Origin of the sequence: Massilia sp. UYP11 (assembly GCF_050434805.1) — a bacterium.
GTDB lineage: Bacteria > Pseudomonadota > Gammaproteobacteria > Burkholderiales > Burkholderiaceae_D > Telluria.
In genome coordinates, this window is the sequence record NZ_JBNDJE010000004.1 from 223,771 (window position 1) to 247,208 (window position 23,438).

At 65.8% G+C, this 23,438-nt stretch carries 18 protein-coding genes, 1 tRNA gene and 1 pseudogene; 11 read left to right on the forward strand and 9 right to left on the reverse strand.

Translation table 11 applies throughout. The annotated features are described in order from the left end of the window. Positions 1-42: 42 nt before the first annotated feature. From ABIB38_RS09850 to ada, 3 genes are all read right to left on the reverse strand, one after another. Positions 43-1,737, reverse strand: coding sequence for an amidohydrolase (locus ABIB38_RS09850; protein ID WP_429203581.1), 1,695 nt, complete (start codon positions 1,735-1,737; stop codon positions 43-45). Positions 1,738-1,818: 81 nt separating this feature from the next. Next, the gene (locus tag ABIB38_RS09855) at positions 1,819-2,517 is read right to left on the reverse strand and encodes a 2OG-Fe(II) oxygenase (protein WP_429203582.1); all 699 of its coding nucleotides are present in this window, start codon (positions 2,515-2,517) and stop codon (positions 1,819-1,821) included. Continuing rightward, positions 2,514-3,602, reverse strand: a complete 1,089-nt coding sequence (gene ada / locus ABIB38_RS09860) for a bifunctional DNA-binding transcriptional regulator/O6-methylguanine-DNA methyltransferase Ada (RefSeq protein WP_429203583.1) — start codon at positions 3,600-3,602, stop codon at positions 2,514-2,516. The genes ABIB38_RS09855 and ada overlap by 4 nt, the downstream gene beginning before the upstream one ends. A 155-nt stretch (positions 3,603-3,757) precedes the next feature. Between ada and hutC the strand changes: the two genes are divergently transcribed. The 8 genes from hutC (at position 3,758) to ABIB38_RS09900 (ending at position 10,357) form a co-directional block, all read left to right on the forward strand. Then, complete coding sequence (hutC, locus tag ABIB38_RS09865; RefSeq protein ID WP_429203705.1) at positions 3,758-4,459, forward strand: histidine utilization repressor; 702 nt, start codon at positions 3,758-3,760, stop codon at positions 4,457-4,459. 146 nt (positions 4,460-4,605) lie between these two features. Next, a complete protein-coding gene (locus tag ABIB38_RS09870) occupies positions 4,606-5,016 on the forward strand; it encodes a response regulator (protein WP_429203584.1) in 411 nt (136 codons plus the stop codon). Positions 5,017-5,245: 229 nt separating this feature from the next. Continuing rightward, positions 5,246-5,572, forward strand: a complete 327-nt coding sequence (gene trxA, locus ABIB38_RS09875; protein ID WP_005665082.1) for a thioredoxin TrxA — start codon at positions 5,246-5,248, stop codon at positions 5,570-5,572. Positions 5,573-5,702: 130 nt separating this feature from the next. Continuing rightward, positions 5,703-6,965, forward strand: a complete 1,263-nt coding sequence (rho, locus tag ABIB38_RS09880; RefSeq protein WP_005665081.1) for a transcription termination factor Rho — start codon at positions 5,703-5,705, stop codon at positions 6,963-6,965. 345 nt (positions 6,966-7,310) lie between these two features. Further along, the gene (locus ABIB38_RS09885; protein ID WP_429203585.1) at positions 7,311-7,580 is read left to right on the forward strand and encodes a type B 50S ribosomal protein L31; all 270 of its coding nucleotides are present in this window, start codon (positions 7,311-7,313) and stop codon (positions 7,578-7,580) included. A 111-nt stretch (positions 7,581-7,691) separates the two neighbouring features. After that, a complete protein-coding gene (locus ABIB38_RS09890) occupies positions 7,692-9,413 on the forward strand; it encodes an ArnT family glycosyltransferase (RefSeq protein ID WP_429203586.1) in 1,722 nt (573 codons plus the stop codon). A gap of 267 nt (positions 9,414-9,680) precedes the next feature. Beyond that, the gene (locus tag ABIB38_RS09895) at positions 9,681-10,148 is read left to right on the forward strand and encodes a hypothetical protein (protein WP_429203587.1); all 468 of its coding nucleotides are present in this window, start codon (positions 9,681-9,683) and stop codon (positions 10,146-10,148) included. Positions 10,149-10,272: 124 nt separating this feature from the next. Continuing rightward, positions 10,273-10,357: transfer RNA gene (locus ABIB38_RS09900), tRNA-Leu, on the forward strand. 841 nt (positions 10,358-11,198) lie between these two features. On the opposite strand, the pseudogene ABIB38_RS09905 reads toward ABIB38_RS09900, so the two are convergent. Together ABIB38_RS09905 and ABIB38_RS09910 are read right to left on the reverse strand one after the other, a co-directional pair. Beyond that, a pseudogene (locus ABIB38_RS09905) lies at positions 11,199-11,312 on the reverse strand (single-stranded DNA-binding protein); the annotation flags it as partial. 53 nt (positions 11,313-11,365) lie between these two features. After that, positions 11,366-11,512, reverse strand: coding sequence for a dual OB domain-containing protein (locus tag ABIB38_RS09910; protein WP_429203588.1), 147 nt, complete (start codon positions 11,510-11,512; stop codon positions 11,366-11,368). 524 nt (positions 11,513-12,036) lie between these two features. Here ABIB38_RS09910 and ABIB38_RS09915 point away from each other — a divergent pair. From ABIB38_RS09915 to ABIB38_RS09925, 3 genes are all read left to right on the forward strand, one after another. After that, the gene (locus ABIB38_RS09915; RefSeq protein ID WP_429203589.1) at positions 12,037-14,232 is read left to right on the forward strand and encodes a tetratricopeptide repeat protein; all 2,196 of its coding nucleotides are present in this window, start codon (positions 12,037-12,039) and stop codon (positions 14,230-14,232) included. Between the two features lie 286 nt (positions 14,233-14,518). Beyond that, positions 14,519-17,830, forward strand: coding sequence for an MHYT domain-containing protein (locus tag ABIB38_RS09920; RefSeq protein ID WP_429203590.1), 3,312 nt, complete (start codon positions 14,519-14,521; stop codon positions 17,828-17,830). Further along, positions 17,827-18,822, forward strand: a complete 996-nt coding sequence (locus ABIB38_RS09925) for an HD domain-containing phosphohydrolase (RefSeq protein WP_429203591.1) — start codon at positions 17,827-17,829, stop codon at positions 18,820-18,822. Before ABIB38_RS09920 ends, ABIB38_RS09925 begins: the two co-directional genes overlap by 4 nt. A gap of 84 nt (positions 18,823-18,906) precedes the next feature. Here the strand turns inward: ABIB38_RS09925 and ABIB38_RS09930 are convergent, their stop codons facing one another. From ABIB38_RS09930 to gmd, 4 genes are read right to left on the reverse strand one after another with little or no spacing between them, the layout of a single operon-like run. Continuing rightward, complete coding sequence (locus ABIB38_RS09930; protein ID WP_429203592.1) at positions 18,907-20,079, reverse strand: glycosyltransferase family 4 protein; 1,173 nt, start codon at positions 20,077-20,079, stop codon at positions 18,907-18,909. Between the two features lie 12 nt (positions 20,080-20,091). Next, positions 20,092-21,231 (reverse strand): glycosyltransferase family 4 protein, encoded by a 1,140-nt coding sequence (locus ABIB38_RS09935; protein WP_429203593.1) that lies wholly within the window; start codon positions 21,229-21,231, stop codon positions 20,092-20,094. After that, positions 21,228-22,190, reverse strand: a complete 963-nt coding sequence (locus ABIB38_RS09940; protein WP_429203594.1) for a GDP-mannose 4,6-dehydratase — start codon at positions 22,188-22,190, stop codon at positions 21,228-21,230. The genes ABIB38_RS09935 and ABIB38_RS09940 overlap by 4 nt, the downstream gene beginning before the upstream one ends. A gap of 1 nt (position 22,191) precedes the next feature. Beyond that, positions 22,192-23,232, reverse strand: coding sequence for a GDP-mannose 4,6-dehydratase (gene gmd, locus ABIB38_RS09945; RefSeq protein ID WP_429203595.1), 1,041 nt, complete (start codon positions 23,230-23,232; stop codon positions 22,192-22,194). Between the last annotated feature and the right edge of the window lie 206 nt (positions 23,233-23,438).

Below are 23,438 nucleotides of genomic sequence, written 5' to 3' on the forward strand. Positions count from 1 at the left end.
CAACCATCGCCGCGTCGGCGGGAAACCCGCCGACCCTACGACTCATTTCTTGAATACCTGGCGCCCTGCCACCCAGGTTTCCAGCACGCCAGTCTTGTGGATGTCGTAGGTCGGCATGCGGAACAGGTCCTGGTCGATCACGATGAAGTCGGCCTGCTTGCCCGGCTCCAGCGAACCCAGGTCTTTTTCCTGGTGCCCGGCATACGCGGCATCCAGCGTGAAGCAGCGGAAGGCTTCCTTGAGCGACATCGCCTGGTTCGGATACCAGCCGGCCACCGGCTCTCCTTGCGCGTCCTGGCGCGTGACGGCGGCGTGGATGCCGAAGAACGGGTTCGGCGACTCGACCGGGAAGTCCGAACCGCAGGCGATGCGCGAGCCCTGGTGCAGGAAGCTGCGCCAGGCGTAGGCGCCCTTGATGCGATCGGGTCCGATGCGGGTTTCGGCCATGTTCTTGTCCGACGTCGCGTGGGTCGGCTGCATCGACGGGATGATGCCCAGCGTCTTGAAGCGCGGGATGTCGGCAGGCGTCACGACCTGGGCGTGCTCGATGCGGTGGCGCGGGTTTTCGCCGCCCTTGCCGCTCCTGGTGGCAGCCAGCTCCTTCCGGTAGATGTCGAGGATCTGCTTGTTGCCGGCGTCGCCGATCGCATGGACGTTGACCTGGTAGCCCTTGCGCATGGCCTTGGCCATCATGGCGTCCATCTGCGCGGCCTTGTAGAACAGCAGGCCGTGCGAGTGCGGTTCGTCGCTGTACGGCTTGATCAGGGCCGCGCCGTGGCTGCCCAGGGCGCCGTCCGAATACAGCTTGACGGCGCGCAGCGCATACATGCCGTTGCCGTAGTCCTTCAGCGGACCTTTCATCGCCAGCTGGTCGAAGTCCTTGTCGGTGCCGGCGATCATGCCGTACACGCGGGTGGTCAGCTTGCCGTCGTCGGCATAGGCGCGGTACAGGCGGTCCTGGGCCACGTCGACGCCGGCGTCGTGCACGCTGGTCAGTCCCACGCGCGCCAGTTCACCGAGTGCGCGGTCGAGCATGACGCGTCCCTCGGCCTCGGTCTGCTGCGGCAGCACCTTCGTCAGCAATTCCTGGGCGGTGTCGACCAGCACGCCGGTCGCCTCGCCATTGGCGTCGCGCACGATCCTGCCGCCGACCGGGTCCGGGGTCGATCTGGTGATGCCGGCCAGCGCCAGCCCGCGGCTATTGGTCCAGCCGGCATGGCCGTCGACGCGCTCCAGCCATACCGGGCGGTCTTTGATAACGCCGTCGAGTTCCTTCGCGGTCGGGAAGCGGCCCAGCTTCCAGTTTTCCTGGTTCCAGCCGCGGCCGCGGATCCATTGGTGGCCGGGATTGGCGCGCGCATAGTCGCCGATCGACGCCAGGGCGCCGTCGAGCGAGGTGCTGCGGAACAGGTCGAGCTGGGTCAGTTGCTGGCCCAGGCCGAACACGTGGCCGTGGGCGTCGATCAGGCCCGGCAGCAGGGTGCGCCCCCCCATGTCGATGCGCCTGGCGTTCGGCGCCCTGGCGGCGACGTCGGCGCCGCCCCCGACGGCGACGATGCGGCCCTTGTCGTCGAAGGCGAGCGCCGTGAACCGGACCAGCTCACCCTTCCCGTTCAGGGTATAGCCGTTGGCGTTGTCGACCAGGGTGGCGGCATGTGCCGACAGGCTGCCGAGGGCAGCCAGGACGAATAGGGAGCACTTCAGGGAACACTGCAGGGGTGACTGGCGCGCGCGCATGCTTTTCTTCTCTCCGATAGATGTGTTTCCGCGCTTCGTGGGCACGGTGTGGAGAGTGTACTGCATGAGGGCGGCGGCTCTTCAGGTCGCGTCGTGGAAGATGATGCCCAGGGTATGGCGCAGCCCTCGCCGCACCCGGCTCACGCCATGCCGCATCGACACCCGGTAGACGCCACGCGTTCCCTGCACCGGCCGCTGATTGACGGCGAAGACGACGGCGTCGCCCTGATCGAGGCTCACGACTTCGGCGCGCGACTGCATGCGCGGCCGCTGCTCGGTAAGCACGAATTCGCCGCCTGCGAAATCCTCGCCGGGACGCGACAGCAGCACCGCCACCTGCAACGGGAACACCTGCTCGCCATACAGGTCCTGGTGCAGGCAGTTGTAGTCACCCGCGCGGTAGCGCAGCAGCAGCGGCGTCGGGCGCAGCTGGCCGGCCGCGTGGCATTGCGCGAGGAAGTCGGCATGCTCGCCCGGGAAGCGCACGTCCAGCCCGAGCGCGGCCTGCCAGCGGTTGGCGATGCGCGCCAGCGGCGGATACAGGGTGGCGCGAAGCAGGGCCAGCGGCTCCGGCAGCGGATACCCGAAATACTGGTATTCGCCGCGCCCGAAGCCGTGGCGCTCCATCACCACCCGGCTGCGAAAGCGCTGCGGTTCGTCGTAGGCGGCAATGAAGCGCGCGCAGTGGCGCGCATCGAGCAGGCCCGGAATCACCGCGCAGCCGGCGTCGTCGAGCTGGACGCCGACATCATCCCAATCGATCGTGCCCGCCGTGCTCATGCTTTCGCCTCGCGCTCGAGCAGCGCGCGCTTGCGCTCGATGCCCCAGCGATAGCCGGACAGCGCGCCGCCGGTGCGCACCACGCGGTGGCAGGGAATCGCCACCGCCACCGGATTGGCGGCGCAGGCCCCGGCCACGGCGCGCGCGCCACCGGCCAGGCCGACCCGTTCGGCCAGTTCGGCGTAGGTCACGGTGTGGCCCGGGGCAATCGCGCGCAGGGCCTGCCACACGCGCTGCTGGAAGGCGGTGCCGCGCACGTCGAGCGGCAGGTCGAGGCCGATGCGCGGCTGCTCGACCAGGCCGATCACCAGCGCCACGGTGCGCTCGAAGCCTTGTTCCGCGCCGCGCAGCTCGGCCCTGGGAAAGCGCGCCTGCAGGTCTTGCACGAGCGGCTCCGGCTGGTCGCCGATCAGGATCGCGCAGATGCCACGCCCGGTGGCCGCGACCAGGATGGCGCCCAGCGAACATTCGGCCACGGCGAAGCGGATCGTTTCGCCGCGCCCGCCGGCGCGGTAGTTCGACGGCGCCATGCCCAGCACCTCGCTCGACGCCGCATAGAAGCGCCCGCTGGAGCCATAGCCGGCGCCGTACAGGGCGTCGGTGACCGAGGCGCCGCGCGCCAGTTCCTGGCGCACCCGGGCGCCGCGCCGGGCCGCCGCATAGGCCTTGGGCGTGATCCCGGTTTGGGCCTTGAACACGCGGTGGAAGTGGAAGCGGCTCATGCCGGCGGCCTGGGCCAGCGTGTCGAGGTCCGGTTCGTCGCTCGACTCCTCGATCAGGCGGCAGGCGCGCGCCACCGCGTCCGCCTGGCGCTCGGCCAGCGGCGGCAGGTGCGGCGTGCAGCGCAGGCAGGGCCGGAAGCCCGCCGCCTCGGCCGCCTGGCTGCTGGCGTGGAAGGCGACGTTGGCGCGGCGGGCGGCACGCGACGGGCACGAGGGCCGGCAATACACGCCGGTGGTGCGCACCGAATAAAAGAAACGGCCGTCGGCGGCGGCGTCGCGGCGCCGCACGGCATCCCAGCGCGCGTCGTCGTCGTCCTGGTGGTCGTTCGGCTTGCTGTCGTGGTGTTTCAAGGCTGTCGTCATGGCCGTGCTCCTTCGTCGGTAGCGCCATCCTGGGCCCTGCGCCGGCGCCCCGCACTCCGGGTCTTGCTTTCGAATCCCCGATGCTAGAATCGGGCGTGGCCCCGGAGGCCAGGCATTCGGAGATTGAGTTGGAAGCACAGATCGCGCAAGACAGCATGCAGGAAAAGTCGCCCATTTTCCAGCAGATCAAGGATTACCTGGTTGGCGAAATCGCCTCCGGACGCTGGAAGGAAGGCGAGCTGGTGCCGTCGGAGCAGGCGCTGGTGCGCCAGTTCGGCGTCTCGCGCATGACCGTCAACCGCGCCGTGCGCGAACTCACGGCCGAGCAGGTGCTGGTGCGGCGCCAGGGCTCGGGCACCTACGTCGCCCCCCAGAAGTACCAGGGCACCCTGGTCGAGATCCGCAACATCGCCGACGAGATCCGCGCGCGCGGCAAGCTGCACGCCAGCCGCGTGCTGGCGCTGGAGGCCAGAAGCGCCGACGACACCCTGGCCGCCGAGTTCGAGCTGGAGCCGGGCGCCACCCTGTTTCACTCGCTGATCATCCACTTCGAGAACGAGGCGCCGGTCCAGCTCGAAGACCGCTGGGTCAACCCGGCCTGCGCCCCGGCCTACCTGGAGCAGGATTTTTCCCGCATCACGCCCAACGAGCACCTGATGGCGACCGCGCCGCTGCAGGGGGCCACCTATACGATCGAGGCCCAGCCGGCGCCGGCGGACGAGGCGCGCCTGCTGGCGATCGAGGCCGGCGCCCCGTGCCTGGTGCTGCACCGGCGCACCACCTCGGCCGGCCGCGTGGCGTCGGTGGCCACCATGTGGCATCCGGGACATCTGGCGCGCTTCACCGGCAGCGTCTGATCAATCATGACGGAATCGGACAACCCGGCTTGCCAGTTTTTCGCGATAATGGCCGTGGATCCGATTTACCCATGTCAGCCAAGTACTCAACCGGGAACGAATGTGAATTCTGGCAGCCAACAACACGTTTATTTGCGGGTGAGTACTTGACGTCGCACCTGCCTCCCGTCGCCGCCGCCTCGCCCTGCGCGCAACCGCGCGTGCTGGTGCTCGACGACGACCAGCTGCTGCTGGAGGTGATGCGCGAGATGCTGGCGGCGTGCGGCCCGTGCGAGATCATCCTCGAAGTCGATGCGCGCCAGGCCCTGGCCCGGCTTGGCGACGCCATGCCCGACGTCCTGATCTGCGACCTGGTGCTGCCCGAGATGGACGGCATCGAGTTCCTGCAGGCCGCGGCCAGCCATGGCTACGCCGGCAAGGTGATCCTGTTGTCGGCCCTCGAGGACGGAGTGCGCGAGGCCGCCGCCGGTCTGGCGCGCGCGCTCGGCCTGCGCGTGGTGGGCGCGTTTCGCAAGCCGCTCACGCCCGCACAATTGCGTGATGCGCTGGCGTGTTGAGATTTTGTACAAAGCCCTGAACACTTTTTAAAAAAATGGGGTATTATTCGCCTCATTCCCCGCCTGACACCCTCTAGCCGTTCTTCCAATATTGAAATTCGCACACAGTGCCTCCACCATTGTGTAGCAGCAATATTGGCAAGGCAGTACACACGGTAGCCGGTTGAGACTCCCCGCATGACTTGTCTCAAGGCGTTAATAACGATTCTTACCTCACATTGAGGAAACCATGAGCGAAAACATCAAACACATCAGCGATGCATCCTTCGAAGCCGACGTGCTCAAATCCGAGCAGCCGGTGCTGGTCGATTTCTGGGCCGAGTGGTGCGGCCCTTGCAAGATGATTGCCCCAATCCTGGAAGAAGTGGCCAAGGAATACGCTGGCAAGATCACGATCGCCAAGATGGACGTCGACGCGAACCAGGCCGTACCGGCCCAGTTCGGCATCCGTGGCATCCCGACCCTGATCCTGTTCAAGAACGGCCAGGTCGCAGCCCAGAAAGTCGGCGCCGTCGCCAAGGGTCCGCTGACCGCTTTCATCGACAGCAACATCTGATCCAAGTAATATAACGGTGACGGCGCGCCCGCGCAGTCGCCAGTTTTGGCCGGGAGTCACCCTCCCGCCTTGATTAACCCACGCAGTTCCCTCCCCTACCACATTCACCCGTCACGGGTCACCCACACACATGCATTTATCTGAACTGAAGGCGATGCACGTTTCCGCGCTGCTGGAAATGGCAATCGGCCTCGACATCGACAACGCAGCCCGCCTGCGCAAACAGGAACTGATGTTCGCGATCCTGAAGAAGCGCGCGAAACAGGGCGAACAGATCTTCGGCGACGGCGCCCTTGAGGTCTTGCCGGACGGTTTCGGCTTCCTGCGCTCGCCGGACGCGAGCTACATGGCTTCGACCGACGACATTTATATCTCGCCGTCGCAGATCCGTCGTTTCAACTTGCATACGGGTGACTCGATCGAAGGCGAAGTACGTACGCCGAAGGACGGCGAGCGCTATTTCGCCCTGGTCAAAGTCGACAAGGTCAACGGCGAATCGCCGGAAGCCTCGAAGCACCGCATCCTGTTCGAGAACCTGACTCCGCTGCACCCGAACGAGCCGCTGCGCCTGGAGCGCGACATGAACGGCGCCGAGAACATCACCGGCCGCATCGTCGACCTGATCTCGCCGATCGGCAAGGGCCAGCGCGGCCTGCTGGTGGCCTCGCCCAAGTCCGGCAAATCGGTCATGCTGCAGCACATCGCGCATGCGATCACCGCGAACCACCCCGACGTGACCCTGATCGTGCTGTTGATCGACGAGCGTCCCGAAGAAGTGACCGAGATGCAGCGTTCGGTGCGCGGCGAAGTCGTCGCCTCGACCTTCGACGAACCGGCCACCCGCCACGTGCAGGTCGCCGAGATGGTGCTCGAGAAAGCCAAGCGCCTGGTCGAAATGAAGAAGGACGTGGTCATCCTGCTGGACTCGATCACCCGCCTGGCGCGCGCCTACAACACCGTGATCCCGGCCTCGGGCAAGGTGCTGACCGGCGGCGTCGACGCCAACGCGCTGCAGCGTCCGAAGCGCTTCTTCGGCGCCGCCCGTAACGTCGAGGAAGGCGGCTCGCTGACCATCGTCGCGACCGCGCTGATCGAGACCGGCTCGCGCATGGACGACGTGATCTACGAAGAATTCAAGGGCACCGGCAATATGGAAGTGCACCTGGAACGCCGCCTGGCCGAGAAGCGCGTCTATCCGGCGATCAACCTGAACAAATCGGGCACCCGCCGCGAAGAGCTGCTGATCAAGCCCGACCAGCTGCAGAAGATCTGGATCCTGCGCAAGCTGCTGTACTCGATGGACGAGATCGAGGCGATGGAGTTCATCCTCGACAAGATGCGCGCGACCAAGAACAATGTCGAGTTCTTCGACATGATGCGCCGCGGCGGCTGATCCGCCTGCGACAATCGCGCGAAAGCGGCCTGCGGGCCGCTTTTTTGTTGTGTGAGCATTGCCAAGGCCATCTCACCGATATCGCTCGCACGTCGTTCCCGCCCCAAGGCCTTCGCGCTACAGGTCAGGTTAAACATCACCACGACGCATGCACACTTGGGTTCCCGCCTTCGCGGGAACGACGTTCATAGGCCGACAATGAATGCGTAGTGTTTGCCTGGTGCGAAAAACCGCTTTATAATCGCCGGTTCAGTCCAACCCCTGGCAAGTGATCGGCAATCGGGTCAAGAAGCTGTGCGACCGACGAAGTGCTGTTTGGCTACCAACTCAATAGAAAGCAGAACCATGAAGACCGATACCCATCCAGATTACCGTGAAGTCGTGTTCCACGACCTGTCGTGCGACTTCAAATTCGTGACCCGTTCGACCATCAACACCCGCGAAAAGATCACCCACGAAGGCAAAGAATACCCACTGGTCAAGATCGAGGTGTCCGCTGAGTCGCACCCGTTCTTCACCGGCAAGCACAAGATCGTCGACACCGCTGGCCGCGTCGAGAAGTTCCGCCAGAAGTTCGGTGCAGTCGGCTCGAAGACCTCGGTCGCCAACGGCTAATTGCCGCAGTAGAATCTTCGAAGCCCACGGGCTTCGCCGAAGAAGCCGCCTCCGCGGCTTCTTTTTTTTCGCAGCTATACTACGCAGTTATTCCATCCACCTGATTTACCGATGAAACCAGTCCGTCTTCCCGCCGCCGCCACTCTGGCGCTGCCCCGCTGGGCCCTGCTCGCGCTGGGCATGCTGTATATCCTGCCCGGCATTATCGGCCGCGATTTGTGGAAGGAAGACGCGGGCAGCTTCGGCATCATGTGGACCATGGCGCATGGCGGCCTGGATGACTGGCTGTACCCGAACATCGCCGGCCTGGCCAGCGTCGACGAGGGGCCGCTGGCCTTCTGGCTGGGCGCCATCTGCATCAAGCTGTTCGGCTGGATCCTGGGCGACGTGTTGGCCGCGCGCGTCTCGACCATCGCCATCTTCGTGCTGGGCACGACATCGCTGTGGTACACCGCCTTCCACCTTGGCCGACGCGCCGAGGCGCAGCCGCTGCGCCTGGCCTTCGGCGGCCAGCCCGAGCCCAACGATTATGGCCGCACGCTGGGCGACACCGCCGTCCTGATCTACCTCGGCAGCCTGGGCCTGCTGCTGCAAAGCCACCTGACCCTGGCCGCCACCCTGCAGGGCGCGCTGCTGGCTTATTTCCTGTACCGCGCCGTGCGCTACGTCGAGCACACCAGCACCCGCAACGCGGTGCTGGTCGGCCTCGCCCTGGGCGCCCTGACGCTGACCCAGGGCTTCCTGCCGCCGCTGGTGCTGATCGTGGCCCTGTTCGCCTGCACCCGCTACCTCGACATGCCTGCCGGCCAGGCGCTGCGCCACCTGCTGGTGGCGGCCGGCGTCGGCTTCGGCCTGACTCTGGTGTGGGTCCTGCCCGCCATCGTCATGCAGCCGTATGGCCTGCCGCCGGTGGCCGACTGGCTGGCCTGGAACGGGGCCCAGTTCGGCGTGCCTGGCTGGGTTGCGGTGAAGACCTTCTTCCGCATCGGGGTCTGGTTCTTCTGGCCGGCCTGGCCGTTCGCGATCTGGGCGGTCTGGGCCTGGCGCCGCCAGCAGCAGATGCTGCACATCGTGCTGCCGGTGTTCTTCTTCCTGGCCCTGGTGCTGCAGCTGCTGTGCGACCCGGTGCCCGAGAACAGCGACTTCCTCAAGATGCTGCCGCCGCTGGCCCTGATGGCCGCCTTCGGCCTGCCGACCATGAAGCGCGGCGCGATCAACGCCATCGACTGGTTCTCGGTGATGGTGCTGACCATGCTGGGCGCCGCCATCTGGCTGTTCTGGATCGCCAAGCTGACCGGCTGGCCGGCCCAGCTGGCCAAGAACGCGCTCAAGCTGGTGCCCGGCTTCACGCCGGAAATCGGCATCGTCACCTTCACCGTGGCGGCCGCCGCCAGCGTGGGCTGGGTGATGCTGGTGCACTGGCGCCTGTCGCGCCAGCCGGCGGTGCTGTGGCGCGCGGTGGTGCTGTCGTCCGGCGGCCTGATCCTGCTGTGGGTGCTGTTGATGACCCTGTTCCTGCCGGACCTGAACTACAGCAAGAGCTACGCCGGCGTGGCCCAGCAGATCGCGGCGCGCCTGCCGGCCGACACCGACTGCATCGAAACCAATGTCGGCCCGGCCCAGCGCGCCTCGCTGGCCTATTACGGCCGCCTGCCCTTCGTTAGCCTGGCCGGCGGCACGTGCAACTACGTGCTGCTGCAGGACAGCCTGCGCAACCGTAACGACCGCGCACTGCTGCGCAAATGGGGCGTGCGCAACACGGTCCCGCTGTGGGAAGGCCGGCGCGCCTCCGACCGCGACGAGCGCTTCAGGCTGTTCCGCCGCACCCGGTAAAACATGCACCTCGACAAGCCGCACGATGATGCGGCTTGTTCACTTATAAGGGTTGCGGGCAATGAACTTCACCTGTGCGCGGCGAGTGTTGCCAATATGAGAACCTGACTGCAAAGGATGCGTGTTTGCGCGGAGTCAAACACTAGCCCGGACCGCTCGTCACAATCGAATCGACACGACTGAATGCCCAGGCTAAATGGTTGTTGCGCTAGTTGGATAGTAGCAAGACAAGGACCGTTGCACAGAATGCTGTGAGGAGAGATCACCATGAAGAGTGTAACGTTTTCAGAAATCGTGCGTGTCCGGGAGCGACCCGGATTTCTGCGGCGCATCGACACCTGGCGCCAGTCCCTGCCCTGGGCGCTGACCATGCTGGGCGGCCTGCCGCTGCTGGTGCTGGTGATGCATGTGATCGACCCCGACACGCCGCTGCCCTACCTGGTATTGCCGGCCATCGTGGGCGGCCTGTTGCCGGTATATATGCTCGGGCCTGGCCGCTTCGAGATGCGCACCCGCTTCGACGCCCACTACATGATCAGCACGCTCGACGAAGCGCTCGGCGCGCTGGGCTACCGGCGCACCGCCACCGACAGCACCAGCATCCGCTACTTCCGTCCGCGCCCCTGGCTGCGCGGACAAGAAGGCGCGATCAATGTCGCGGTGCGCGAGCACGTGCTGGAGATCGTCGGACCGGTGGGAAGCTTGCGGCTGTTGCAGCACCGGATCGCGCGCTGAGCGGCCGGCGCCGGTGCTCGCCTGGCGCCTCGTGCAGGGGCGACCTGATGCCGAGTTGTGCTAATTGCTTGCGCACACTGGTCAGTTGCGCGCGCCATGTGCTAAGATGCGCCCCTGCTATTGGGCCTCTGTGGCGGAATTGGTAGACGCACTTGACTCAAAATCAAGCGCCGTAAGGCGTGCCGGTTCGATTCCGGCCGGAGGCACCATTACCTTGTAGCAACATGTACCACTGAACAGCAAAACCCGCGTTTCTCATAGAGAGCGCGGGTTTTTTGTTGCGCTACGTTGTGCCTTCAAACACTACCCCATGCGGAAGACTTGGGTGAATCGCCACATCGGTTGTGTCCCATAGCTGATCCTCAAGCGGGAGTGAGGCAGGACCTATGCAATCCTCGATCTTCTCCTCCAGCTTGTCCAATACGGCCATCAGGAGGTCAATGATTTTCTGATCGGCCGCATTCATAGTCCTCACGAGGTTTTGGCGGTACTAAGGATTAGCGCGGGACACTTACTTTACAGGGGGAGTCCCTTGTAGAATGCAGCTAAGCATAAAGTTATCAATGGAACAACAATGCGACGATCTATGCGAAGAACAATGCTTCCTCGCTGGTTTTTGACGATAATGGTCATAGCGTGGGTCCTTTATATGGGTGACGCTGACTGCAGTTAGTAAATAAGGGACCGTGGGCCGCGAACCCTCGGTCACTTCGCTTCAAGAGCTATATCCAGCTCTATCACGCTACCCGACTCTAAACCTCCGAACTACCCCTTCTGTGTGTCGGGCACCCTTATTATGAGGCCGACAAAAACTGTTATCCACAGCCCGAGGTCGACTAAGACCTAAGTTTGCGCCTAGGCGTAGGTACAAATTGTGTTGTAATTTTGTCCTTCGGGATCTCCGAAAAGGTCGTTTTCCACTCTATAAACGCGTCTTTCTATCCAAGATCGCGACAGCTCCAAGTACGCTCAGGAAGTAATGGCTGAAGTCGGCAAAGACGGCGACTATGTAGTCGAAGGTCTTCCGGTCCTGCTCTTCGATCTTGACTAGATTGCCTTGTGGCCACCCAGCATCTGCATGTTTTCAGCGATGATGTCGGTGGCGTAGCTCTCGATGTTGTCCTTGTCGGTGTACTTGCGGGTCTGCAGGCGGCCTTCGAGAAAAAAGCCGGGTTGCCCCGGCCTGCTTTAAGCTACCAGATAGCTACCAGCTACCACTATTCGATGAGCCGAACAATACAGTAGAGAGGGCCGTAGTAGAGAAGAACCGGGCGAACCCACTGGTTCGTTCCCAATATCTTTCCAGCAACGCACCGACCTCCTGGTTTCCTAGAGGACGCAAGTATCAAGACTGTCTCAGGCATAATTGCTTTTATGAAATATTGAAAGGTCGGTCAGGGGTTACCTGTAATTGCATTCCTTTCAATTCATTTTTTGAAATATTGCCTCATGACGGGTTGCAGCTACGGCCTGTAGTGGTCATATCGATCAGCCAAAGGGACCGGGGACCGGTTGATGAGCTTGATGGGTAGCAGAATTAAGACGTGGCCAAGGTAGCGGCTAGTACGCCTTTGCGTTCAGTCATTGCCCATGATACCCCGGGCTGCCGGTAGCATGAGCGCAGGTCGTTTGATCGCATGTATGTGCCGACATGCAGGAAGTGCAATACAGATAGGTTTTTGTTGGTATTTATGTTGGTACTTTTGACGCTTACGCTTATGTTTCATAGGGGAGTTCGATTCCGGTCCGAGCACCAGCCCAGCAAAGCTTGAAACCCGCATCCTTCACCGGACCAGCGGGTTTTTTGTTATCCAGCCCGCCAGTAGCGCGGAGTGCCGCCCATCCCCTCTCCTTGACCCTCGCCCTCCTCATCCCCTAATGTAGCGGCATGAGCACGCTCCCCCCCAGCGCCGACGTCCGCCAGATCGTCGACCAGGCCATGCAGGCCGCACACCACGAAACCGAGGCGGGCAACCTCGACCAGGCGCTCGCGCTGTACCAGGCGATACTCGACCTCCAGCCCGGCCACGCCGGCGCCCACCACGCCCTGGGCGTGCTGGCCGGCCGCGCCGGGGATGCCGAGGCGGCGATCCCGCATTTTGCCGCCGCGCTGGAGGCCGACCCCGGCCAGCAGGCCCATTGGCTGGCCTACCTCGCCGCCCTGATCGAGGCGCGCCAGTTCGCCGCCGCTGCCGAGCTGCTCCAGCTCGGCCGCACCCACGGCCTGCAAGGCCCGGCGATCGACGACATCGAGCGCCAGCTGGCCACGTCGGGCGCGCCCGACGGCGCCGAGATCGACAGCGCCGCCGTTCTGTTCGCCCAGGGACGCAACGAGGAAGCGGAGCACGCCGCGCGCGCGCTCGTCGAGCGTTTCCCCCAACACGCTTTCGGCTGGAAACTATTGGGTGGCATCTATCACCGGCGCGGCGATGCGCAAGCGGCCCTGAATGCGATGGCCATGTCGGCCAGGTTCGACTCCGACGATGCCGAGACGCTCAGCAACCTGGGCATGCTCCTGATGCGCGCCAACCGGCTGGACGAATCGGAAAACGTGCTGCGGCGCGCCCTCGCGCTGCAGCCGGCGAACGCCGATGCCCACAACCACCTGGCCATCACCCTGGCCGAGCTGGGACGGCTGGCCGAAGCGCAAGCCAGCATCGACGCGGCGCTGGCGCTCGACCCGCATCACGAGAAAGCCGGCATCACGCTCGCGCTGATCCTGCAGACCCAGGGCCGGCCGGCCGACGCGGTGGCCATCTATCGCGACTTGTTGGAGCGCAACCCGGAGCATACCGATGCCCACAGCAATATGCTGTTCTGCCTGACCGAAATGCCCGGACTCACGCCGGAAGCACTGTTCGCCGAACATCTGCAGTACGGCAGGCTGGTCGCGCAGCGGACCGCGCCGCCCGCGCCGTGGGACAACACGCCGGAGCCGGAACGGCGCCTGCACATCGGCTTCGTGTCGGGCGACCTGCGCAACCACGCGGTCGCCTCCTTCATCGAACCGGTCTTCGAGCGCCTCGGGAAGCGTCCCGGGCTGACACTGCATGCCTACTACAACCATGCCTTGCATGACCCGGTCACCGAGCGCCTGCGTGGCCACCTGCCCCATTGGCGCGACGTCGCCGCGCTCGACGACGATGAACTGGAGCGGCTGGTGCGGGCCGACGGCATCGACATCCTGATCGATCTGTCGGGCCACTCCGCCTTCAACCGGCTGCCCGCGTTCGCGCGCCGGCTGGCGCCGGTCCAGGCGACCTGGATCGGCTATCCCGGCACCACCGGCCTGGCGACGATGGATTACTACCTGGCCGTCCCCAAGTTCCTGCCGTCCGGGCGCTTCGACCATCTGTTTTCGGAGAAGCTGGTGCATTTGCCGCTGTCGATCCCCTTCGAGCCGGTGACCAGCGCGCCCGAGGTCGGCCCGCTGCCCGCCCTGGCCAACGGCTACGTCACGTTCGGCAGCTTCAACCGTCTCAGCAAGTTCAACGGCGAAGTGGTCAAGGCCTGGGGCCGGCTGCTGCGCGCGCTGCCCGATGCGCGGCTGCTGGTAGCCGGCATGCCGCAACAGCACGACCATGCCCAGCTGCGCGCCTGGCTCGACCACGAAGGCATCGCCGCGCACCGGGTCGACTTTCATGGCCGCACCGGGCTGCACGACTACCTGAAGCTGCACCAGCAGGTCGACGTGTGCCTCGACACCTTCCCGTACACGGGCGGCACCACGACCATGCACGCCGGCTGGATGGGCGTGCCCACCCTGACCCTGGACGCAGGCACCGTGACGGGACGCCAAACCGCCTGCTTCCTCGAGCATTGCGGGTTGCAGCAGTTTGCCGCGCACGACGTCGACGATTTCGTCGCCAAGGGCGTGGCCGTCTGCGGCGACCTGGCGGCGCTGGCGGCGGTGCGCGCCACGCTGCGCGAACGTTATGCGCTGCCCACGTCGGACTCGGTGACCCGGGTCGCCGACGGCATCGAACACGCGCTGCGCCTGATGTGGCGCCGCTGGTGCCAGGGCTTGCCGCCAGCCAGCTTCGAGGCGACGCTGCCGCCGCGCCCGGCCGACGCCGCCCCGTAGACGGCGCAGGCACGCCCGGTTCGCCGGGCGTGCCGTCCCGTCAGTTTCCCGCGGTTCCCCGCGGTTCCCTCTACGAGCCGACCATAGTTATTGAACAAGAACTGCACAAAATGGTCGCTCAGGCGCTACACAATGGCGCCAATCGTCTGTTCATTCCTGTGCACAACAACATTTTCAGCATGGGAAATGCCATACTTCGTGATCATGCCTTACGGAAAGATGTTTGCCCGTTACCACCATCCACGAATACATGTTGCAAATATTTAACGCCCCCACTGATCCGTCCATGCTGGCCTATGGTGTCCATGAGCCGCGCCTGGTCGTGCTGTCGGTGCTGGTCGCGATCTTTTCTTCCTGGATGGGCTTGCAGATCACGGGTCGCGCCAGCGCCAATCCCGCCCACCGCGCCATCGTGCTCGGCACCGCCAGCCTGGCGCTCGGCGCCGGCGTGTGGTCGATGCACTTCATCGGCATGCTCGCCTTCAACCTGTGCACGCCGGTCCATTACGACCACGGCATCACCCTGCTGTCGGCGCTGCCCAGCATCGGCGCGTCCTGGATCGCGCTGCACCTGATCTCGCGCCCCCAGCTGCGCCTGGCGCACCTGCTGGTGGGCGGGGTGCTGGTCGGGGCCGGCATCGGCGCCATGCACTATGCCGGCATGGCCGGCATGCGCATGCGCCTCGACCTCTACTACGATCCGGCCATGTTCGCGCTGTCGATCGTGGTCGCGGTGGTGCTGGCCACGCTGGCCCTGGGCGTGCGCCACGGCCTGTCGCGCTTCAAGTCGATGACCGATGCGCGCCGCCTGCTGATCGCGGCGGTGGTGATGGGCTGCGCCATCGCCGGCATGCACTACACCGGCATGGCGGCAGCGCGCTTCGCCGGCGAAGTCGATCCGCTGGGCCTGGACGATTCGAACAGCGATTTCATGGCGCTGTCGATCACGGTCATCACGGTGGCGCTGTCGCTGGGCGTGGTGGCCGCCAACGGCCTGCTGCGCTACCGCGAGCTGTACCTGGGCCTTACGCGCAGCGAAGCCTGGATGCGCGCGCTGCTCACCACCACCGTCGACGGCGTGATCACGGTCGGGCGCGACGGCACCGTCACCGAATTCAACGCCTCGGCCGAACGCATCTTCGGCTGGCAGCGCGACGAGATCGTCGGCCGCCATATCGGCTTGATTCTCCAAGAAGCCGACCGCACCGCCAGGCATGGCCTGCTGCACGTCCTGGCCAAGGGCAACCTGGAAGGCGTCAACACCAGCACCGAAACCTTCGGCCTGCGCAAGGACGGCAGCCTGGTGCCGGTGCGCGGCGCGCTCGGCCACGCGCGGCTGGACGGGCAAGACCTGTTCGTCTGCTTCGTCACCGACATCAGCGAGCGGCGCGCCATGGAAGGGGCGCTGCGCGACAGCGAGCAGCAGTTCCGTTCCCTGATCGGGAACATCCCCGGCGTCTCCTACCGCAGCAAGCTCAGTGACGACTGGCCGATGGTGTTCATCAGCGATGCGGTCGAGCGCGTCACCGGCTATCCGGCCGCCGATTTCGTGAGCGAGCCGCCGCGGCGCACGTTCGGCGCCCTGATCCATGCCGAAGACCGGATCCGGGTGGCCAGGGACATCGGCGCCGCGCTGCGCGAAGGCCGGCCCTACCTGGTGGAATACCGGCTGCTGCACGCCGACGGCGGCGTGCGCTGGCTCTGGGAAAACGGCACCGGGGTGCGCGACGCGGCCGGCGACGTCGAATGGCTGGACGGCGTGATCCTCGACATCACCGAGCGCCGCCAGATGGAAGAAGCGCTGCGAGCCGCCAAGGAAACCGCCGAGCAGGCCGCCGCCGCGCGCGCGACCTTCGTGGCCAATATGAGCCACGAGATCCGCACCCCGATGAATTCGATCCTGGGCTTTACCGACGTGCTGCTGGACGGCGAGCTGGACGTGGAGCAGCGGCGCCACCTGGACACCATCCGCAGCGCCGGCCGCGCCCTGCTGCGCCTGCTCAACGAGATCCTCGACACCGCCAAGCTCGAAAAAGGCGCGGTGGAGCTGGAGCAGGACGACTACAACCTGCTGTCCCTGATCGACGAACTGTCCTCGACCCTGGCCGCGAACGCGCGCGCCAAGGGCCTGCACCTGGATATCCAGTACGATCCGGCGCTGCCGACCGGCCTGCGCGGCGACGAGCTGCGCATGCGCCAAGTGCTGACCAACCTGCTGGACAACGCGATCAAGTTCACCGCCACGGGCAGCGTGACGCTCACGGTCGGCGCCGAAGGCGACCAGCTCTGCATCGCCGTGACCGATACCGGGATCGGCATCGCGCCCGAGCGCCTGGCCGCCATCTTCGACCCGTTCACCCAGGCCGACGCCTCGATGACGCGACGCTTCGGCGGCACGGGCCTGGGCACCACCATCAGCAAGCAGCTGGTCGAGCTGATGGGCGGCCGGATCTGGGCCGAGAGCGAGCTCGGACACGGCACCACCTTCCATGTGCGGGTGCCGCTGGTGCTGGCGCGCTTCGCGCAACAGGCGCCGCGCGTGCGCAGCGCCGCCGTGCTGCCGCCGCTGCGCGTGCTGGTGGCCGACGACGTGCCGCAGAACCTGGAACTGATGCAGCTCCTGATGACCCGCCGCGGCCACACCATGACCGCCGTGCGCGACGGCGCCGCCGTGGTCGAACTCAGCGCCAGCGGCGAGTTCGACCTGGTGCTGCTGGACTTCCAGATGCCGGTCATGGACGGCCTGGCCGCCACCCGCGCGATTCGGGCACATGAGGCGCGGGAGGAACGCCCGCGCCTGCCGGTGATCGCGATGACGGCCAGCGTGCTGGCCGAACACCGCCAGGCCAGCATCGACGCCGGCATGGACGGTTTCGCCAGCAAGCCGGTGGACTGGTTCGCGCTGTCGCACGAGATCGCGCGCGTGCTCGGCCTGCCGGCCAGCGCGCCGGACGTGCCGGGCGCGCCCAATGCGCCGCGCGAAGTGCTGAACCGGCGCGCCGGCCTGCACCGCTGGAGCAACCGCGAGGACGCCTATGCCGAGGCGCTCGAGCACTTTGCCCGCCAGTACGCCGGCCTGGACCAGGCGCTGCGCCTGCACGCCGCCGCCGGCGAGCGCCAGCAGCTGCGCATGCTGGCGCACAAGGTGCGCGGCGCGGCCGCCAATGTCGGCTTCGAGCTGCTGGCGGACGCCCTGGCCACGCTCGAGCAGGCCGCCGATGCGGTGCCGACCGACGCGCACCGGGTGGCCGACACGCTGGCGGCGGCGACCACTGCGCTGGACGCGGCGCTGGCGGCGCTGAACGCCGTGGCGACGGCGCCGGCCCTGGCGCCGCAAGGGAGCGAGGTCGACCTGGCGCGCGCGCGGCGCGCCGGCGGCGTGCTGCTCGAGGCGCTGCGCCGCGGCGCCCTGAACGACGGCGCCATGGCCAGCCTGGCCGCGGCCCTGGCGGCGCATCCGGCCGCCACCCGCGTGAACCAGGTCCAGTCGGCGCTCGCCGACTTCGACTTCGACCTCGCCCTCGGCCACCTGGAGGCCGTCATCGGCCTGCTGGGCGACGAGGCGCATGACCCCGCATCCAGCGAATTCGCAGCATGAACCAACCGAATACCCGTCCGCTGATCCTCGCGGTCGACGACGAAGCCAGCAACCTGCAGCTGCTGCGCCAGATCCTGCAGGACCACTATCGCCTGCTGTTCGCCAAGGACGGCGCGCGCGCGCTCGAACTGGCGCGCCAGGAGCAGCCCGACCTGGTACTGCTGGACGTGATGATGCCCGGGATGTCGGGCTACGAGGTGTGCGCCGCCCTCAAGGCGCATCCGGCCACCGCCTCGACCCCGGTGATTTTCGTCACCGCCCTGACCGAGACCACCGACGAAGTCGAAGGCTTCGAGGCCGGCGCGGTCGACTACATCACCAAGCCGGTCAGCCCGCCGGTGGTGCGGGCGCGCGTGCGCACCCACCTGTCGCTGGTGCGGATGGAAGAGCTTCGCGCCAGCCGCCTCGAAATCGTGCAGCGCCTGGGCCTGGCCGCCGAATACAAGGACAACGAGACCGGCCTGCACGTGATCCGCATGAGCCACTTCTCGCGCCTCCTCGGGATCGCCGCCGGCCTGACGGACATCGAGGCCGACGACCTGCTGCACGCGGCGCCGATGCACGACGTGGGCAAGATCGGCATCCCCGACCGCATCCTGCAGAAACCCGGGCCGCTCGACGCCGAGGAATGGAAGATCATGCAGGGCCACGTGACGATCGGCGCCGAGATCATCGGCGAGCACGCCGGCGGCATGCTGGCGCTGGCGCGCCAGATCGCGCTGACCCACCACGAGAAATACGACGGCAGCGGCTATCCGTACGGCCTGGCTGGAGAGGATATCCCGCTGGTGGGCAGGATCGTGGCGATCGCCGACGTGTTCGACGCGCTGACCTCGGTGCGGCCGTACAAGAAGGCGTGGACCGAGGAAGAGGCGGTGAATTTCCTGCACGAGCAGAAGGGCCGCCATTTCGATCCGCAGCTGGTGGAGCTGTTCGCCGGCCAGATGCCGGCGATCCGCGAGATCAGGTTGCGCTGGGCCGAAACGGCGTAACTGACGTAGGGTCGGCGGCTACGCCGCCGACGCGGTGGTCGTTACCGCCTCCGCTTTCGCGCCGGATGATCTCGCCGCCAACCATCACCGCGTCGGCGGCGGAGCCGCCGACCCTACGGCGACCGTGCCGCTCGGCTTGACGGCGCGGCGCGCCACCAGCTCATGGTACAGCGCCGTATAGCTGGCCGCCATCTTCTCGGACGTAAACAATTCCTCGAAACGCGCCTCCGCGCGCCGGCCCATGGCGCGCGCCATGTCCGGGTTGTCCCACAAGGTGCGCATCGCCGCGCGCAGCGCCTGCGGGTCGGATGGCGGCACCACCAGGCCGGTGTCGCCATCGACGTTGATGTAGGTGGTGCCGGTGCCGATCTCGCTCGAGATCATGGGCTTGCCGTACATCGCTCCCTCGAGCAGGGAGATGCCGAAGGCTTCCGAGCGCAGGTGCGAGGGGAACGACACGGCATAGCACAGGGTCAGCAGCGCCGCCTTGTCCGGTTCGTCGATCGCGCCGACGAACATCACGTTGGACAGGCCCAGGCGCGCGGCCTGTTCCTTGAGCTCGCCCTCGATCGGCCCGGCGCCGACGATCACGATCGGATAGTCGAGACCTCTGGCCGCCTCGAGCAGGATGTGCAGGCCCTTGTAGTAGCGCAGCACGCCCACGAACAGGAAGAACTTCGGGCCCACGCGCTCGCGCCAGTGCGCCAGGCGGGCCGGCTCGGGCTGCGGATAGGTGCCGCGGTCCAGGCCGAAGGGAATGACCGAGGTTTTTTGCTTGTAGCGCGCCAGCACGGTCGACGAGCCGAGGTAGTTGGGCGAGGTGGCGACGATCGCGTCGACGCTCTTGAGGAAGCGGTGCTTGAGCGGCTGGTACAGGCGCAGCAGGTGGCGCTGGCGCACGATGTCGGAGTGGTAGGTGACCACCGTCGGCTTGTCGACCCGGGCCATGAAATGGGCCAGGTCCATGAAGGGCCAGGGGAAATGGTAGTGCACCACATCGGCCTGCTTCGCCAGGCGCGCCAGCGCGCCGATCGACTGCACCGAGATGGCGTTGGACGCGATCTCGGCATTGAGCGGCACGCGGTGGACCATATGGCCTTCGAATTCGAACGGGACCAGCTTGTCCTGTCGCGACAGCGACAGCACCGTATTGCTCACGCCGAGACGACCGGTGCCCACGCACATCTGGCGGATCACCTGTTCGACCCCGCCCACCGAATCGGGGTGGTAGGTCTTGTAGAAATGAAGGACGCGCATAATCAATTCAGCTTACTGCGAAAGGACGGCACGGTACACCTGCGCCGTCAGGCGTGCGGTGTTTTGCCATGTCAGTTGTTCGGCGCGGGCGCGTCCGGCGGCGACACAGCGCGCGCGCGCAACACCTTCCGTGGCCAGGATGCGCATGGCGTCGGCGATGGCGCCGCTCGACAGCGGGTCGACCAGCAGCGCCGCGTCGCCCGCGACTTCCGGCAGCGAGGTCGTGTTCGATGCCACCACCGGCACGTTCGAGGCGAAGGCTTCCAGTACCGGAATGCCATAGCCCTCGTACAAGGAAGGAAAGACGAAGACGCCGGCCCCGGCATACAGGTCACGCAATTGCCCATGGTCAGTCAAGCGATCCAGCCAGACCACGTTCTCGCCCGCCGCCTGCGCCGCCCTGAGCGACGCCACCAGGGCTTCGCTGCGCGCGCCGGGCGCGCCGACGATCACCAGGCCGCGCTCGAGGCGCAGGGGCGCCGGCAGCGCGAGATACGCTTCCAGCAGGCGTTCGACGTTCTTGCGCGGTTGCAGGGTGCCGACAAAGAAGAAATAGCCAGGTTGCAGGCCATAGGCATCCAGGGTCGCCGCCACCGCCCGCGGTTCGGGCGCGGTGAGCCACTCCTCGTCGACACCGCAGGGCACCACCGAGATGCGCCGCTCGTCGACGCCGAAGCATTCGACCAGTTCTTCGATGGCGAAGTGCGACAGCGCGATCACGTGCTCGGCCTTGCGCGCCGCCTTGGCCTGGAGCCAGTTCTTGAGCTTGCGCAGGCGCGGATTGCACCACTCCGGGTGTTTGATCGTCAGCGCATCGTGCAGGCTGGCCACCACCGGGCAATCCATGCGCACCACGCGGTAGTCGGTCACGTGGAAGATGTCGGCCGGCATGTGGATACGGTGCGCGCCGGGCGTCACCAGGTCGATCAGGGTCGCCGTCTCGAACGACTGGGGAAAGGCCTGGCCGATGCTGATGCCGGCGCCGCCCCGGCGCGGGTGGGGCCAGGAGTACGGCGCCACTTCGCAGCCCGCTGGGCCCAGGTGCTGCATCAAGGCCCGGGTGTACACGCCGATGCCGTCCAGCCGGCCACCGGTCAAACCGGGCTCGACCATGGTCGTGCCCAGACCGACCTTGATGACTGCGGGTTTCACGCCCGGTACATCCAGTCCAGCGTCTCGTGCAGCGGGATCGGCGCCAGGTCGCCGATCACGGCGGCCAGCTTGCGATTGCTGCCAGTCAGTTGAAGCACGTCGTTTGCGCGCACGAAGGCGGGGTTGACCTGCACGTCGATGCGATATCCGGCGATCTCGCCCATGGTCTCGATGACGCTCGAGAGCGAGTGCGGGGTGCCCGAGCAGACGTTGAAGGCTTCGCCGGCGGGCGCCGCCGCCAGCAGGCGGCGATAGCTGCGCGCCACCATGCGCACGTCGGAGAAATCGCGCGCGATGGCGAGATTGCCCAGTTCGATGCGCTTCTCGTTACGACGGAAGTGGTTGACGATCTTGGGCAGCAGGAAATTCTCGGCCTGGCCCACGCCGGTGTAATTGAATGGACGCACGATCGTGATCGGCAGCTTGTCCATCCACAGGCGCGCCATGTATTCCATCGCCAGCTTGCTGACCGCGTAGTCGTTGGCCGGCGCCGGCGGCACGCTTTCGTCGATCACCGCCACATCGGCGTTGCCGTAGATGTTCGCCGACGACGCCAGCAGCACGCTGGTGGGGCGATGCACGCCGGCCGATAATGCTTCAAGCAGATTGCGCGTGCCCACCACATTGACGCGGTAGATCGCCTCGACGTTGGCATGGCCGACGAAGGCGATGCCGGCCAGGTGGGCCACGACGTCGGGCCTGGCCTCGGCGACCATGGCGGCCACCGCGTCGCGGTCGCACAGGTCGACCGCGAATATGTCTGACTGCGAGTCCGGCCCGGTGTCCTCGCCCGGCATCACGGTGCCGAACACGCGGTAACCCGCGGCCGCCAGCTCTTGCGCCAGGTAATGGCCGGTGAAGCCGCGCAGGCCCGTGATCAGGGCGCGGCGGCCCTCCCCTTCGCGCTGCGGCGCGCGCTGCGCGAGAGCGGAATCGTCATCCGTGGCCAGGCGCGTCATATCAGAACGAGAAGCCCTGTTCGTTACGACGCAGGTCGGCGTCGACCATCATCTGGCACAGCTCTTCGAGCGTGGTCTTTGGCTCCCAGCCCAGCTCGCGCTTGGCTTTCTCGGGGTCGCCGATCAGGAGGTCGACTTCGGCCGGACGGTAGAACTTGGGCGAGACGCCCACCAGCTTCTTGCCGCTCTGGCTGCAGTGGGCGACTTCCTGCTCGCCCGAACCGCTCCAGTCCAGCGTGACGCCGGCCGCCTTGAAGGCCATGGTGACGAAGTCGCGCACGGTCTCGGTGCGGTTGGTCGCCAGCACATAGGTGTCCGGCTTGTCGACCTGCAGCATGCGCCACATGCCTTCGACATATTCCTTGGCGAAGCCCCAGTCGCGCTTGGCGTCCATATTGCCCAGCTCCAGCAGCTCCAGCTTGCCCTGCACGATCTTGGCCACCGAATCGGTGATCTTGCGCGTGACGAACTCGCGGCCGCGCAGCGGCGATTCGTGGTTGAACAGGATGCCCGAGGAACCGAAGATGTCATACGACTCGCGGTAATTGATGGTCATCCAGTGCGCGTACAGCTTGGCCACGCCATACGGGCTGCGCGGGTAGAACGGCGTATCTTCTTTTTGCGGGATGGCCTGCACCTTGCCGAACATTTCCGAGGTCGACGCCTGGTAGAAGCGGATCTTCGGATTGACGATGCGGATGGCTTCGAGCAGGTTGACGGCCCCCAGGCCGGTAATCGACGCGGTGGTCACCGGCTGGTCGAAGGACACGCCGACAAAGCTCTGCGCCGCCAGGTTGTACACCTCGCCCGGCTGCGCTGCTTCGATCAGGCGCAGGCTCGAGGCCAGGTCGGTCAGGTCGTATTCGACCAGCGACAGGTTGGGATGCGCGGTAATGCCGAGTTCATCGATGCGCCAGAAATTGACCGAGCTCGAGCGACGATAGGTACCGGTGACGTGATAGCCTTTTTCCAGGAGCAACTGGGCCAAATAGGCGCCATCCTGGCCGGTGATACCGGTGATGAGGGCTCGTTTGTTTTGCATGTTCTTGGATGGTATGAAGTGGTCTTGCGGGCGCAATGTACTACCTGGCGAGCCCGGTGAAGCAAGGATTGTAACAGAGGAGGTCGGGTTGCTTAATTGCACATGAGAAATGTGTGCAATTAAATCAACACTTATCTGAACATTATGACCTCAAAATGATGCGCCGCGCTGGCCGCTTACGGTTTGTTACCAGTGTCTTTGGCGGA